The following is a 15,857-nucleotide window of genomic DNA, read 5'->3' as shown; positions in this document are numbered from 1 at the left end:
ACTTAACCCGATTCTATTATTCATAATTTCACTATGATGACTAAGCTGGAATGACTACAAAAAAATAAATCCACACAGCACAGCACCCAGTGCCAAACGGTAAATAACAAACGGGGTCATTCCCATGCGGCTGATGATTTTCAAGAAATAATGAATACATGCATAAGCTGCAACAAAGGAAATTAAAGTGCCTAAGATCAATGCTTGATAATCAATTGGCAGCTCGCTTTCCGCCAAATCTTTACCCACTAAAATTGCCGCGCCTAAGCTCACAGGCACTGACATTAAGAATGAAAAGCGAGCCGCAGCATCTCGACTCAAACCTAGCATTAGCGCCGCGGTCATAGTGGCACCAGAACGTGAAGTTCCAGGGATTAAAGCAAGCGCCTGGGCGAAACCAATTAACAAGGCTTTGCGCCATCCAGTCTGATAGATTGTTAAATCGCGGCGCGACATCTTATCCGCCCACCACAGCAATAAACCAAAAACGACTGTCGTAACCGCGATAACCTCTGTATTACGCAGGTGAGTTGCAATAAAATCCTTAGCCATAAAACCAAAAAATACAGCGGGTAACGTCGCCAGAATAATCCACCATGCCAACTTGCTGTCTTCGGATTGCTGACCTTTAAAGATGCTTGCACCCCAAGCATTAAACATAGTCCATAACTCGTGTCTAAAATAAATCACCACAGCAAATAACGACCCCGTATTCACCGCCACGTCGAATGACAAACCTTGATCTTCCCAGCCTAAAAGCTGAGCAGGCAGAATTAAGTGTGCAGAACTAGAAATAGGTAAAAACTCAGTTAGCCCTTGAATAAGCGCTAAAATAATGACCTGAAACGTATCCATGACAATCCTATCAATAAATTAAAACGTCAGCCCTTGGGGCCATTCAAACATCACAGGCCAAAGTCGCTGTGACTCTTTATCATACTCTTGCCACAAACTGGCATAGCTTTTATCAACCACGGGATGAATCAATTCCGGCGCTAACTCGGCTAATGGCCATAGCACAAAAGCATTATTAACTATCTCTGCACGGGGGAGCGTAACGGGCGTTTCACATACCACATGGTCATAAAGCAGCAGGTCTAAATCTAAAGTTCTTGGGCTAAATTTCTTCGCCCCGACAAGCCGGCCGTGATTCTGCTCGATTTGCTTAAACTGCGCAACTACCGCAGCAATATTAAGGTCAGTTTCAGCACTAGCAACCATATTCAGAAAGTTAGTGCCACTAAAACCTACCGCTTCACTTTCATACATGGATGAGAGACGCAGTGGCCCAAAACACGCTCGCAGCGATTTTAATCCCGCTTGCAGATGTTGTTCAGGCTCGATATTGCTACCTAGACTGATATAAATACGTGCCATGCAATGTCCAATTTATCTGAAGATAAACATGATTTCTTAATCAACAGTCGAGTTGATCAAACTCTTATCTAACGTGAACGCTCTATCTCAACGCCAACAGACGCGGCAGTGGCTACCGCCCCCGGCTTCATCACGACAACTTTCACCCAAGTCACGTTAAATTCTTGAAGTAAGCAATCCGCTACGCGCTCGGCAACCGTTTCGATTAACTCGATTGGATGTTCAGTAATAAGTTCTGTTAATCGATTGGAAACTGTCTCATAGCAAAGTGCATATTGATAATCGTCTGTCGCTGCGGCAGGTTTGTTATCCCACGCCATATCTAAATCTAGCAACAGGCTTTGATGGATTGTCTTTTCCCACTCATAGACACCAATCACAGTATCAACGCGTAATTGCCGTATAAGTACTTTATCCATGCTTTCTCCAACTAACTTACTACTATGAGGTCTGATAAGCTAAAAGCGATCCTAGCTGTATAATCCGCAATCTTCTGACAGATAACTAATTTGCTTTCTACTCGAGCCAATCCACAGTAGGATAACGCCCTAAAAGGATTTGCTCATTCAGAAAATATCTCAACCTCAAATGGGCGAGTTATTCCACAAACCTATAGCGGGATTGACAACTGAGTCAGCTTTTTAAATTGTTGCGCGATAATACCTTAAGACGCGTAAGGAAACCAATGTGAGTCCATTAACACTGACACTTTTGATGATTTTGGCCGCCTATTTGGCAGGTTCAATCTCGAGTGCTGTGCTGGTTTGTAGAATGAGGGGTTTACCCGATCCAAGATTACAAGGTTCAGGTAATCCGGGAGCCACCAATGTACTGCGAATTGGCGGCGCGAGTTCGGCTGCCATGGTGTTGTTTTTTGACATGCTCAAAGGCGCCCTGCCATCTTATTTAGCCTATCTGATGGGTATAGATGCAGTATCACTCGGACTTATCGCTATCGCCGCATGCCTTGGGCATATTTATCCCGTATTTTTTGGATTTAAGGGGGGGAAAGGTGTCGCAACAGCTTTTGGTGCTATGGCTCCCATTGGCGATGATTTAGCCATTTGCTTAATGGCATCTTGGATTGTCCTACTCTTAATTAGCCGCTACTCGTCCCTTGCAGCCATTCTGACGGCCTTACTTGCACCACTTTATACTTGGTTGTTAGACGACAGATTTACCATTCCCGTTGCCATGCTATCAACGCTTATCATTATTCGTCATAAAGACAATATCCAACGGTTACTTAAAGGTGAAGAGTCCAAAGTTTCACGTAAAAAAACGCCTAAAAAATCTTAATGTGACAACATTATCCCAATAAAAAACTGCGCTATAAGCGCAGTTTTTTTGTCTCAACATAACCTATCAACATCAAAGGCGTTTTATGCCACAGGTGGCAAGGTATCTAACGGCCATCTTGGCTGACCTTTTACCGCCAAATCTTCGTGCTGCCCCGCCTTTAAACGCTGCAATCCTGCAAAGGCAATCATGGCGCCGTTATCGGTACAAAACTCACCACGGGGATAAAACACTTGTCCACCAAGCGAGCTCATCATTTCAGCCAAGGTTTCTCTTAAGCGCGTATTCGCACTCACGCCACCGGCGATCACTAAGCGGTTATAGCCTGTTTGCTTCAGTGCACGGCGACATTTAATCGCTAGCGTATCAACCACAGCTTCTTCAAAAGCACGAGCAATATTGGCTCGAGTCTGTTCATCGTCAGGTTCGGCAGCAATGGTATTAGCGGTAAAAGTTTTTAGACCCGAAAAGCTAAAATCGAGTCCAGGTCTATCGGTCATAGGCCGCGGAAACTTATACCCTGCAGGTAAACCTTTAGCAGCAAGCTTTGCTAAACGCGGACCGCCGGGATAATCCAGCCCCATTAACTTCGCTGTTTTATCAAAAGCTTCACCCGCAGCATCATCAACAGACTCGCCTAATACTTCATAGCGGCCAATCCCGTCGACTTTAACCAACATAGAATGGCCACCAGAGACTAATAAGGCCACAAAGGGGAACTCAGGCGCATCATCTTCAAGCATAGGCGCCAGCAGGTGCCCTTCCATATGGTGCACACCGATTGCAGGCTTGTCCCAAGCAAAAGCCAGTGAACGCCCAACACAGGCGCCAACAAGCAAAGCACCAATCAAACCTGGGCCCTTGGTATAGGCAATCCCATCGAGATCAGCAATTTCAGTATTCGCATCTTTCAGCGCTTGACGAATAAGCGGCACAATTTTACGCACATGGTCACGTGACGCCAACTCAGGCACCACACCACCATAGTCAGCATGCAGCTTAACCTGACTGTATAAAGTATGAGATAATAAGCCCAGTTCATCGTCATAGACGGCGATACCTGTCTCGTCACAGGATGTTTCAATACCTAAAACCCGCATGGTGTCTCATCAATTGCTAACTAAAGGGCGCCAATTCTACCTGCAAGCGCTCAATTACTCCAGTCACGCAGGCCATATTGAGTCCACTATAGGACTGAGCTCAGTTTTAGGGCTTTACAAGCCTAGGTGTCTCGGTATAAAATTCCGCACCATTTTAAATAGACTTGGTTCGAGCAATTGAACCAGAACAACCTACACCTAAGGGGTGATGGCGTATGCCAATTATTAAAGTACGTGAAAACGAACCATTCGACGTAGCTCTGCGTCGTTTCAAGCGCTCTTGTGAAAAAGCTGGTATTTTAGCCGACGTGCGTGCTCGTGAATTCTACGAGAAGCCAACTACTGCACGTAAGCGCGCAAAAGCAGCTGCAGTTAAACGTTTAGCTAAGAAGCTTTCTCGCGAAAACGCACGTCGCGTACGTTTATATTAATCTCATATGAGCCTAATTGATCAGCTAAAAGACCATATGAAACAGGCCATGATCGCCAAAGAGAAGGCGCGCTTGAGCACTATTCGTATGGCATTAGCCGCCATCAAGCAGATTGAAGTGGATACACGCGAATCTCTGACTGATGAACAGGTTATAGCGGTCTTAACCAAAATGGTGAAACAACGTCGTGACTCGATTGCTCAATTTGAAGCAGCGGGTCGTAACGAGTTGGCCGACGTGGAAGCAGCAGAGATTCAAGTTATTGAAGCTTTCCTGCCTACCCCTCTTACAGAGGCGGAAATCGCGGCGCTCATCGATGCAACTATTGTAGAAGTAGGTGCATCCGCCATGGCGGATATGGGCAAAGTAATGGGAGCATTGAAATCTAAAGTGCAAGGACGTGCAGACATGGGCGCTATCGGCGCTATGATCCGTGCTAAATTGCAATAATTAGCGTTTCACTGTATGAACAAGCCGTGCCTATGCGCGGCTTGTTTGTTTAAATTCGCGCAAGGCGGGATTTTAAGCACTCAATGGCAATACCTCGTGATTTTATCAATGAGCTAATCGCTCGCACTGACATAGTCGAACTTATCGATCGTAAAGTGCCCTTGAAAAAGGCGGGTAAGAACTACTCGGCCTGTTGTCCTTTTCATAGCGAAAAATCACCTTCGTTTACCGTCAGCCGTGATAAACAGTTCTATCATTGCTTTGGCTGCGGTGCTCACGGCAACGCCATCGATTTTGTGATGGAGTATGACCGACTCGATTTTATTGATGCCATTGAAGATTTGGCGGGCCAGCTTGGATTAGAGGTTCCCAGAGAACAAGGCACAGGCAAGCGACATGATGACGGTTTAAGTCGTGACTTATATCAACTCATGGAAGAAGCAAGCCTTTACTTTCAAAACCAACTTAGACAACACCAAGATAAACAAAAAGTTATCGATTATCTTGCCTATCGCGGTTTATCCGATGATGTAGTAGAACATTTTGGTATTGGCTTTGCGCCAGACGGTTGGGATGGCTTATTGGGCCGCTATCGTCAGAATCAAGATGCACAGGATAAGTTACTGACTGCAGGTATGTTAATTAGCAACGACAGTGGGAAACGTTACGACAGATTTCGTGACCGCCTCATGTTTCCTATCCGCGACAGGCGCGGACGAGTCATTGGTTTTGGTGGCAGAGTTTTAGGTGATGGCACACCCAAATACTTGAATTCTCCAGAAACGCCCATATTTCATAAGGGCAATGAGCTTTATGGTCTCTATGAACTAAAGCAGCGCTATCGCGATCCAGACAAAGTACTGATCGTTGAAGGCTATATGGATGTGGTGGCATTGGCGCAATTTGGCGTCGATTATGCTGTCGCATCATTAGGCACCTCGACCACAGCAGAGCAATTTCAGCTTTTGCTGCGCAGCGCTAAAGAAGTGATTTGCTGTTACGACGGCGACAGAGCAGGTACTGAAGCGGCATGGCGCGCCTTAGAAACGGCATTGCCATTATTAAAGCCGGGCGATCAAGTGCGATTTATGTTCCTGCCTCAGGCCGAAGATCCTGATTCTATGGTACGTAAAATTGGTAAAGATGCATTTGAAACCTTAATGGACTCTGCCATTGCACTACCCGAGTTTCTGTTTGATACGTTAGCGACAAAATACGGTACAGATAAAGGCAACTTAGCGAAACAAGCTTTTATCTTAATTGAAAAAATTCAAGACACTGTGCTGCAAAATTTACTACTTGAGAACTTAGCTCACAAGTTAGGAATGAACAGCTCTGAAGATATGAAAAAGAAGCTAGGCTTTAGCGTGAAACAAGCTAAACCAATGGCAAGTAAAGGATTAAAAGGACGCGGAACACCATTGCGACTCGCCATCGCACTGTTAGTACAACATCCTAAACTGGGTATGGGTTTACCCCCACAACCCGCACTCGCCCACTTGCAGATGCCAGGCATAGAATTGCTGCCACTGTTATTGGAGATGACTCGAGAGCAAACGTTAAACAGCGCACAACTACTTGAACAATTCCGAGAGCACCCCTACAGCGGCACTCTCCATAAATTGGCCCAATGGGACCATCAAGTGGCGGATGAAAACTTGCTCGAAAAGTTTAAACAAACCCTGGTTTGGTTGAACAATCAATATATTGAACAACGATATCAGGAATTGAGTCTAAAACAGACTCATACAAAAGAAGAGAAGATACAGCTCTCGAAGCTGATCTCAGTCATGAAAGGGTTAAACTGAGGCAAAAATGTCCTCATTCGCTGCCCCAGTGACTAGCACAGATATGTGCACACGGCTATAATTGACGATTTGCGCGGCACTTGGCTTATGCTAAGTGTCCGTCGTTGTAACAGTTTCCCAACTTGGATGATATCTATGGATCATACTCCGCAGTCGCAACTTAAGCTGTTGCTTGCCAAAGGTAAAGAGCAAGGTTACTTAACCTATGCAGAAGTGAACGATCACTTACCTGCAGACATGGTCGATTCTGACCAGATCGAAGATATTATCCAGATGATAAATGACATGGGTATCCGGGTGTTCGAAGAAGCCCCCGATGCCGATGACATGATGATGTCGGAAGACAACACAGACGAAGATGCAGCAGAAGAAGCCGCCGCAGCACTGGCAACAGTAGAAAGCGAACTTGGCCGCACAACCGATCCCGTACGCATGTACATGCGTGAAATGGGTACCGTTGAGCTTCTGACCCGCGAAGGCGAAATTGTTATCGCCAAACGCATCGAAGAAGGCATCAACACAGTTCAAAGTTCAGTCGCCGAATACCCACAAGCGATCGCTATGATCCTTGAGCAATTCGACCAATTTGAAGCCGACGAACTGCGCTTATCTGATATTATCTCTGGATTTGTAAACCCGGACGAAGATGACGTCGCCCCGACCGCCACTCACATCGGCTCAGAATTATCTGAAGAAGAGCTGGACGATGAAGATGACGAAGAAGATGACGATGACAGCGAAGATGAAGAAGAAGGCAACAAAGGGCCTGATCCTGAAGAAGCTCGTGAAAGATTCGGTCAACTCAGAGCCGCTTACGAAAGCGCACTGAAAATTATCGAAGCTAAGGGCCGTGAACACCCTGAATCGGTAAAAGCCCTCTTCGAAATCGGCGAAATCTTCAAAGAATTCCGCTTAGTGCCTAAGCAGTTTGACCGTTTAGTCAAAAGCATGCGCACTATGATGGACCGCGTGCGTGTTCAAGAACGTTTAGTATTAAAACTGTGCGTTGAACAAGCCAAAATGCCGAAGAAAAACTTCGTCAAATTCTTCACTGGCAACGAAACCAACCTCGATTGGTTCAACACTGAGAAAGCCTCAACGAAACCTTATGCCGAAGGCCTAAGAATGGTTGAAGATGACGTCATTCGTTGTCGTACCAAGCTTGCAGCAGTTGAAGAAGAAACCGGCTTAGCAATTTCTGCTATAAAAGACATCAACCGTCGTATGTCAATCGGTGAAGCCAAAGCTCGCCGTGCGAAGAAAGAAATGGTTGAAGCCAACTTACGTCTGGTAATTTCTATCGCGAAGAAATACACCAACCGTGGTCTGCAATTCTTGGACTTAATCCAAGAAGGTAACATTGGCTTAATGAAAGCCGTGGATAAATTCGAATACCGTCGTGGTTACAAATTTTCGACCTATGCAACTTGGTGGATCCGTCAGGCGATTACCCGTTCTATCGCCGACCAAGCGCGCACGATTCGTATTCCAGTACACATGATCGAAACGATCAACAAGCTGAACCGTATCTCTCGCCAAATGCTACAGGAAATGGGCCGCGAGCCTTCACCTGAAGAACTGGCTGAGCGTATGATGATGCCGGAAGATAAGATCCGTAAGGTACTGAAAATAGCTAAAGAACCTATCTCCATGGAAACCCCAATCGGTGACGATGAAGATTCGCATTTAGGTGATTTTATCGAGGATACAACCCTCGAATTACCACTGGATTCTGCGACCAGCGAAAGCTTGAAAAACGCCACTCACGAAGTGTTAGCAGGTCTAACCGCCCGTGAAGCGAAAGTACTGCGTATGCGTTTTGGTATCGATATGAACACTGACCACACACTTGAAGAAGTGGGTAAACAGTTCGACGTGACCCGTGAACGTATTCGTCAGATTGAAGCTAAGGCACTGCGCAAACTGCGTCACCCTTCACGCTCAGAAATCTTAAAATCGTTCCTAGATGAATAGGCTGTTACAAGCCTAAAGTCAGCTAAGATGGATTAAAGCCCTGCCCATGCAGGGCTTTTTATTGTCTTTATCACCTCAATTTATGCACAAGCACAACATCGAAGCCTTAAATTTAGGCGACAATAGCATTTAAGTTGATTAACAGATAACCAATTGAATCAGTTGCGTGAATTTCCAGCCAAAACACGGGTGACAAGCGTAAGTAAGCTTAGTATACTTCCTCCCGCTTCAGGTAATGACGATTACCTTAAGTCGGCCCCTTAGCTCAGTTGGTTAGAGCACACGACTCATAATCGTTAGGTCCACGGTTCAAGTCCGTGAGGGGCCACCACCCGATTCAACGAAAAAGCCCATTGATTCAATGGGCTTTTTTGTATCTAAAAAACTGTTCTCCGCTAGTTATCACACAATATCCGTGTATTTACACATTCCCCTCGCTGAACTGTTTTAAATTTTTAGCCTATTCGATGTTATTTAAATATCCATAAAAATAGGCTCTTTGATAAGTGTTAAGCAGCAACACAATCAAAGAGCCTATTTAAAATCAATGAGCTAATTCCACAAATATCTGAGTGCTAGGTTTTTAACTTGCCTAACTGCTCATGTTGCTGCTTCACTAAGTTTGCTAAAACTACACTGCTTTGCTGTGCTTCACCCGCAAGACGCGCAAGTTCAGAAGCCGAATCAGAAATGCCTGTAATATTGCGATTAACCTCTTCAGTCACCGCGCTCTGCTCTTCTGCTGCTGCCGCGATATGGGTCACTTGGCCAGAAATTTCTTCAATCTGACTCACCATAGAGTTCAATGAGTTCAGCGCTTGCTCAGTTTGAGATACGGCCATTTGTGCCCGTTCCGCGCCTTTATCTATGATGCCAGAAGCACTTTGAACTTCTTTTTGCAGTGCATCGATAAGAGTACTAATATCATTCGTCGAGCTTTGAGTCTTAGATGCCAGCGCACGAACTTCGTCAGCCACCACAGCAAAACCCCGTCCTTGTTCACCCGCCCTCGCCGCCTCAATCGCCGCATTTAATGCCAGCAGGTTTGTTTGTGCGGCAATGGAGCTGATCACCTCAAGAATACGACTAATATTCATACTGCTGTCTGCGACTTTACTCACGGCCAGCTTAGCTTCCATTGACTCTTTAGACATAGTCGCCACAAAGCCCATCGCCTTAGTCAGACTTTCTTCACTGTGACGAATGTTGCGTGACATAGCTTCTGTTTCTGCAGCGGTTTGCTCAGACGCCTTAGCAACCTCAAGTGCGGTGGCACTCATTTGGTTTACGGCCGTTACCACACTCTCAATTTCACCATATTGACGATTGACACTATCACGCGTGAGCTGGGCAATTTTCGCTGAAGCTTGGCTTTCTTCCTGAGAACGACTCGCGAGGGTTTTAAGCTCGGCAATCAGGTTTTTCAGTTTATAAATAAAGGAGTTGAAACCTTTTGCTAACGCAATCAACTCTGCATGGGAGTCCACTTCTATCGATTGCGTTAAATCGCCATCAGCGCTTGCCAAGTGTTCTACACGGCCTTGGATCATCTTTAAGGGTGAAATAATGCTACGGATCACTAGGCTAATCGTAATCACAGCAGCAATCGACACGACAACACCGACCATGAGCAACAAACTTCCCAAGGAAGTTGCCATTTCATCCATGTCATTATTTAACACAATCGAACTCTTGTACGCCTGCGCAGTCGGCACTTGGATCACTAAGGACCACTCGGCATTCGCTAAAGGGATCTTTATTGGGTAGGCTACAATAATTTCATCATCGTTAACCATGTAACCAGAGTTCTTGTGTAACGAGATAATTTGTGAGGCAATAGCTGGATTTATTGACTCAGCTAAAGGACGAGCCTTTTTACTGTAATGACTTGCTGCAACCACTAAACCGCGGGTACTCAATAAAGTTACTTTCGCTTGCCCATCGTAGAGGCTCTTAGATAACTTATCGATAAGGGTTTGAAAAACGGGTAAGTTTAAATCAACACCGACCACACCGATAAACTGTTTACGCTTAAGCACAGGAACAGTTAGCGAGGTCATTAATGCTTTATTACCGGGAGTGATTTCGTATAAATACGGCTCCATTAGACAGGGCTTTAAGGTTTCTTTACCGCATAAATACCATTCTGCATCACGGATCCCAAATTCATTTAGGCTAGTAAGGTATTTTTCTGACGAATCTTCAACCTGTTGATGTGCAACAGTGCCATTGTCATCACGGGTATAGTAAACCTCTAGGGCACCTGATGTCGTGACACTGTGGCTGGAATTAATATTCAGAAACTCAGTATCGAGCCCATCATAACCATTAGGTTCAAACTGGGCATACATGGAGGAAACTTGCGCATTCTTCTTAAGCACAGCCGCCACAGTGAGTTCTAAACGATCACGCTTTAAGGGAAGTTCTTCTGCCGTACTCTCCACCATACCGGCAAAAGAGTAAGGAATACGATAGGCTTCGTTAATAAATCCAGCGACCATTTCGCCATATTCACCGGCGCGGGCTTCGAGTTTATCCCGCGTTTCAGTTTGTAGGGTATTTTGAACTTGATCCGATAATTGCGCGTTTTGAGCCGACAGTGTCCACCATAAACTGATAGATAAAATAGCCACTATCGATAAAAATAATGCTGATGTAATCCACAACAACTTAGTACTGATGGACAAATGCTTCATCTAGTAAACTCCCAAGAGAACGACAATAGCGTAATTATTTTGATCTACTTTATTTTTATACTTTCTATACAGCATTAAAAATAGCACTTAGGGTAAGAATTACCAGTACTTAAGATAAAGAGTTGTCAATGAAATGTAAAACTTTTGAATGACTAAATCAAAAAAAGGCCAAATTCAAATAAATGAATTCAGCCTTTAATATCAAACACTATTCTTGATTGAGTCTAGGATTAGCGTCCCCACAACCAAGCGGCGCCACGCACCCCCGATGAAGCACCATAATAATTTTTAACAACGGGTGTGTGGCACTCTCGGCCAACCACATAGAGCGGCAAAATTTTCGGTAATTCGGTATAAATAGCATCGATGTTAGACACGCCGCCGCCAAGGACGATAACATCAGGATCCATCATATTGATCACATGGGCCAATGAACGGGCTAAACGATCAATAAAGCGGTTAAATGCTTGAGTTGCCAGCGGATCTCCCGCTTGCATCATTTGGGCAATTTCAATACCGCTGTCAGCAACACCGCCCGCAGCGCGAAAGTCGCGAACAAAACCCGTTCCAGATATAAACGTTTCGATACAGTCTCTATTACCACAAAAACACGTCGTGGTATTAAATTCATCGGCTTTCATCCACGGTAAAGGATTATGACCCCACTCACCACCAATACCATTGCCACCATCATGTACTTGGCCTTTGATGGCGATACCAGCACCACATCCCGTTCCAATAATGGCACCAAATACAACTGACTTTCCTGCGGCAGCGCCATCTACCGCTTCTGATACGGCAAAACAGTTCGCATCATTAGCAATTTTTACTTTACGATTTAATCGAGTCCCCAGATCCACATCGAGTGGATGACCATTGATCCAAGTTGAATTAGCGTTTTTTACTAGGCCAGTAAAAGGAGAAACAACCCCAGGAATACCTATTCCGATAGTGGCGGTTTGCTGCAGGCTGTCTTCGACTTCAGTTACCAATGCAACCAAAGCATTGACTGTCGCAACATATTCTCTCGGTGTCGGGATGCGTTTACGAAAGACTTCGTTACCATCGCTATCTAATGCGACTACCTCGATTTTTGTGCCACCAAGATCGATACCAATTCGTAACATTCATATACTCCGTTTAAATATATTTAACGCAAAGCGGTGCATTAACAACCTGATGCATATCTGCAACTGTAGAGACGCTGCTAAGTAGAACTTTTCGTTTTAAAGTGATCTACATTAGAATTTCCAAGCGCACTATGCCTGCTGGACAAACAGCAATCAACCTCAATGTATTTAAATACACCATAGCGCATACCCGCACATGCCATTATCTGCTTATCCGATAGTACTGCGAATGTTCCTTGATTTATCCGCAGCAGAAAAACTTGGATAGAACTGTCCCCGCTTAAATCCACCTTAAAATTGATAAGGTCATTTGTAACAAAGTCTGTTTTTGCCTATGTCTGCCATTGGTTTGAATTGGTTATCGCCTTATACTTTTGAGCTCAAATATTAAAACAACAATGTTGGAAGCAAGCGATATGACTATTGGGACTGCTCCGGTAAGTAAAACACATTCATTTATGACTGTGTCTCTTATCGAATTATGGGAACGCTTTGGTTATTACGGCATGCAAGCGCTGATTGTGTACTTTATGGTGCAGCGCCTTGGCTTTGATGACTCACGTGCAAACTTAGTATGGAGTGCCTGTGCGGCACTTATTTATGTATCACCGGCGATTGGTGGCTGGGTTGGGGATAAAATCCTCGGCACCAAACGCACTATGCTGCTCGGTGCGGGGATCCTCTCTCTGGGTTATGCGCTAATGGCCGTACCCACTGAAAATACGTGGTTTATGTTTTCAGCGCTCGGCGTGATTGTGGTCGGTAACGGCCTATTCAAGCCGAATGCGGGTAACTTAGTCCGTAAGATTTACGAAGGTGACGACTCTAAAATCGACAGTGCTTTTACCATCTATTACATGGCGGTAAACGTGGGATCGACCTTCTCTATGTTACTCACGCCTTGGATTAAAGATTACGTTAACGCCCAGTATGGTAACGAATTTGGCTGGCACGCAGCCTTTGCCGTGTGCTGTGTCGGTATATTGGTGGGGTTAGGTAACTATGCACTCATGCGTAAGAGTCTAGTCCATTACGGTTCTGAGCCAGATACTCGCCCAGTGAACAAGAAAAACCTCGCGATTGTATTGGGTCTATCCGCATTGTCGGTTGTCGCTTCAGCCATTATTCTTGAATACGAAGCTGTTGCGCGCGTCTTCGTTTATGCAGCAGGCGTAGCCGTATTGGCAATCTTCTTCCACTTGATCCGCACCAGCGAAACCAGTGAAAGAGCTGGACTGATTGCAGCGCTGATCCTTACCGTGCAAACCGTGTTCTTCTTTATTTTCTATCAACAAATGTCAACGTCACTCGCGCTGTTTGCCCTGCGTAACGTGGATTGGGATTTTCAAGTTTTTGGTACCCACTTGTGGACTTGGTCACCTGCCCAGTTCCAAGCATTAAATCCATTATGGATTATGGTATTAAGTCCAGTACTCGCATGGAGCTATTCGTGGGCTGGACGCAATGATAAAGACTTTTCTATCGCGGCGAAGTTTGCCCTCGGTTTTGCCGTTGTGGCAATTGGCTTCTTTATCTATGGCTTTGCGGGCCAATTTGCAGTCAATGGTAAAACCTCTTCATGGATCATGATCTGGGGCTATGCCTCTTACTCTTTAGGGGAATTGCTGGTGAGTGGTCTTGGACTTGCCATGATTGCTCGCTACGTACCTGCACGTATGGGCGGCTTTATGATGGGTGCCTATTTCGTCGCATCAGGTATTTCACAGTATCTGGGCGGTGTGGTTGCTAACTTCGCCAGTGTCCCCAAGGATTTAGTCGACCCACTGCAAACCTTACCCGTATACACAAGTCTGTTTAATAAACTAGGTATAGCCGCTGTGGTCTGTACCTTTATCGCACTTGCGGTATTACCTCTGATGCGTCGCCTGACTGAGACTCACCATTCACATAACAATGCTGCTGATGATGATATTAGTGAAAGTGCTGCGGCATCGCTACGGGATGTGAAAGCCGAGCAGTAATGCTCGACTGACAATAGCGATTTTTCTATTGCATAACATTAACTGCCGATAGCCCTGCTATCGGTAGTTTTTTTATCACTTCATTCAACATCGTTTATACCCTTATATTGCTACTCATAACCAAATGAGCTTTAGCGAAAGTCATGCAATCCTACTGTGACTGGCTTAGCGCTGAGTTGCTGAGAATAAGAACTTCAGTTCCACATTATCGGCCCTCACACGCGGATGACTTCAGCCCCTCAATTTGTTACAAAGCAAGTATGAACTCGGACGCACTCGATTTAATAGCGCTGCTCAAGTGCAAACTCAAATTGACATAACTAATGAAATAACGAAGGGTAAAGAGTTAGCCGTTCAAGCTTGAGAAGCACGGAACTTAGCCCCATATCAATATCACTGAATACCTTTATTCATCAAGACTGAGCCGTTAACGCTTTTTCTTAGCAATGAGCCTAGCAATGCAACAAACAATACGCTAACACAGTTAGCACCTCTTGTTGTCGCTAGCAAAAACGGCAGTCACTTGGAGACACTATGTCACAGCAGACATCAATATTGGCCGATATTCCCTTCTCGCTATTGGAACTCGCGCCCATGCGCCAAGGCTCAAGCGTGGGTGAAACACTGCACAGCAGTTTGCAGTATGCCAAGGAAGCCGACAGACTCGGCTTTAATCGTTTTTGGTTTGCCGAACACCATAATATGCCCGGTATCGCTAGCGCGGCGACCTCGGTATTAATTGGCTATATTGCTGGCAATACTCAGCGTATTCGCGTCGGCGCGGGTGGGATTATGCTGCCAAACCATGCGCCTTTAGTGGTCGCCGAACAGTTCGGTACCCTTGAAAGCTTATATCCTGGTCGAATCGATTTAGGACTGGGCCGCGCGCCCGGCAGCGATCAAATTACCAGCCGAGCACTGAACCGTGATACCAGTCGCGCCGAACAATTCCCCGAAGAAGTCAGTGAATTACAAACCTTACTCGGCCCTTACAATGGTCGCCATGCGGTGCGAGCGATTCCCGGAGAAGGCACTAATGTGCCGATTTGGTTATTGGGATCGAGTCTCTTTAGCGCACAGTTAGCGGCGCAGCGCGGTTTACCCTATGTGTTTGCGGGCCACTTTGCACCACGCTTTCTCTACGATGCGATTGAAATCTATCGCCGCGACTTTAAACCTTCTCAAGTGCTTGATAAACCCTATGTGATGCTTGGCTTACCGTTAGTTGCCGCCGATACAGATGAAGAGGCGCAATATTTGGGAACGACCTCAAAACAGCGCGTGCTGGCACTTATCCGTGGTCACGAGTTATGGCTAAAGCCACCGGTTGACACTATGGATGGCTTATGGAGTGCGCAAGAAGAAACCTATGTCGATAATTTCTTAGGTTTATCAGTTACTGGTGGCCCAGCGACGATTAAGCATCGTTTGGAAATGATCGTAAAAGAACTCGGCGTGAATGAGTTTATCTTTACCAACGACTTGTATGATCTTGATAAACGCAAAAAAGCGCTGCAGATCCTAATGGAGATTAAAAAATAGCGATTCATTTAACTGATGAGTGCTGAAAGTCACTGGCAGTAAAAACAGCCAACTCCAAAACAATCGCC

At 45.4% G+C, this 15,857-nt stretch carries 13 protein-coding genes and 1 tRNA gene; 8 read left to right on the top strand and 6 right to left on the bottom strand.

All coding sequences use genetic code 11. The features are described from left to right. Positions 1-54 precede the first annotated feature (54 nt). The 3 genes from KO537_RS05985 to folB form a co-directional block, all read right to left on the bottom strand. Positions 55-855: an undecaprenyl-diphosphate phosphatase gene (locus tag KO537_RS05985; protein ID WP_219234058.1), complete on the bottom strand. Its 801-nt coding sequence runs from the start codon at positions 853-855 to the stop codon at positions 55-57. A gap of 18 nt (positions 856-873) precedes the next feature. Beyond that, complete coding sequence (folK, locus tag KO537_RS05980) at positions 874-1,377, bottom strand: 2-amino-4-hydroxy-6-hydroxymethyldihydropteridine diphosphokinase (RefSeq protein WP_219234057.1); 504 nt, start codon at positions 1,375-1,377, stop codon at positions 874-876. Between the two features lie 68 nt (positions 1,378-1,445). Next, a complete protein-coding gene (folB, locus tag KO537_RS05975; RefSeq protein ID WP_105249889.1) occupies positions 1,446-1,796 on the bottom strand; it encodes a dihydroneopterin aldolase in 351 nt (116 codons plus the stop codon). A gap of 268 nt (positions 1,797-2,064) precedes the next feature. Between folB and plsY the strand changes: the two genes are divergently transcribed. Then, entirely contained in the window at positions 2,065-2,676 is a 612-nt protein-coding gene (gene plsY, locus KO537_RS05970) for a glycerol-3-phosphate 1-O-acyltransferase PlsY (RefSeq protein ID WP_113940690.1), read from the top strand. A gap of 83 nt (positions 2,677-2,759) precedes the next feature. On the opposite strand, the gene tsaD is transcribed toward plsY, so the two are convergent. Further along, the gene (gene tsaD / locus KO537_RS05965; protein WP_131523062.1) at positions 2,760-3,776 is read right to left on the bottom strand and encodes a tRNA (adenosine(37)-N6)-threonylcarbamoyltransferase complex transferase subunit TsaD; all 1,017 of its coding nucleotides are present in this window, start codon (positions 3,774-3,776) and stop codon (positions 2,760-2,762) included. 215 nt (positions 3,777-3,991) lie between these two features. On the opposite strand from tsaD, the gene rpsU reads away from it, so the two are divergent. From rpsU to KO537_RS05940, 5 genes are all read left to right on the top strand, one after another. Continuing rightward, positions 3,992-4,207: a 30S ribosomal protein S21 gene (rpsU, locus tag KO537_RS05960; RefSeq protein WP_006080725.1), complete on the top strand. Its 216-nt coding sequence runs from the start codon at positions 3,992-3,994 to the stop codon at positions 4,205-4,207. 6 nt (positions 4,208-4,213) lie between these two features. Continuing rightward, positions 4,214-4,657: a GatB/YqeY domain-containing protein gene (locus KO537_RS05955; RefSeq protein ID WP_028760869.1), complete on the top strand. Its 444-nt coding sequence runs from the start codon at positions 4,214-4,216 to the stop codon at positions 4,655-4,657. An 83-nt stretch (positions 4,658-4,740) separates the two neighbouring features. After that, entirely contained in the window at positions 4,741-6,465 is a 1,725-nt protein-coding gene (dnaG, locus tag KO537_RS05950; RefSeq protein ID WP_173246187.1) for a DNA primase, read from the top strand. Between the two features lie 135 nt (positions 6,466-6,600). Further along, on the top strand, positions 6,601-8,439 hold the full coding sequence (rpoD, locus tag KO537_RS05945; RefSeq protein WP_105249892.1) for an RNA polymerase sigma factor RpoD: 1,839 nt from the start codon (positions 6,601-6,603) through the stop codon (positions 8,437-8,439). Between the two features lie 254 nt (positions 8,440-8,693). Beyond that, a tRNA-Ile gene (locus KO537_RS05940) sits at positions 8,694-8,770 on the top strand. 244 nt (positions 8,771-9,014) lie between these two features. Here the strand turns inward: KO537_RS05940 and KO537_RS05935 are convergent. Next, a complete protein-coding gene (locus tag KO537_RS05935; protein WP_105249900.1) occupies positions 9,015-11,135 on the bottom strand; it encodes a methyl-accepting chemotaxis protein in 2,121 nt (706 codons plus the stop codon). 230 nt (positions 11,136-11,365) lie between these two features. After that, a complete protein-coding gene (mak, locus tag KO537_RS05930; protein ID WP_028760873.1) occupies positions 11,366-12,262 on the bottom strand; it encodes a fructokinase in 897 nt (298 codons plus the stop codon). A gap of 419 nt (positions 12,263-12,681) precedes the next feature. On the opposite strand from mak, the gene KO537_RS05925 reads away from it, so the two are divergent. Further along, entirely contained in the window at positions 12,682-14,247 is a 1,566-nt protein-coding gene (locus tag KO537_RS05925; RefSeq protein ID WP_105249902.1) for a peptide MFS transporter, read from the top strand. A gap of 534 nt (positions 14,248-14,781) precedes the next feature. Beyond that, a complete protein-coding gene (locus KO537_RS05920) occupies positions 14,782-15,789 on the top strand; it encodes an LLM class flavin-dependent oxidoreductase (RefSeq protein WP_028760875.1) in 1,008 nt (335 codons plus the stop codon). Positions 15,790-15,857 lie beyond the last annotated feature (68 nt).

The organism is Shewanella sp. NKUCC01_JLK (genome assembly GCF_019345615.1).
In the GTDB taxonomy this organism is placed as follows: domain Bacteria; phylum Pseudomonadota; class Gammaproteobacteria; order Enterobacterales; family Shewanellaceae; genus Shewanella; species Shewanella oncorhynchi.
Note: the sequence above shows the minus strand (reverse complement) of the source record. Positions and strands in the feature narration are given on the sequence as shown.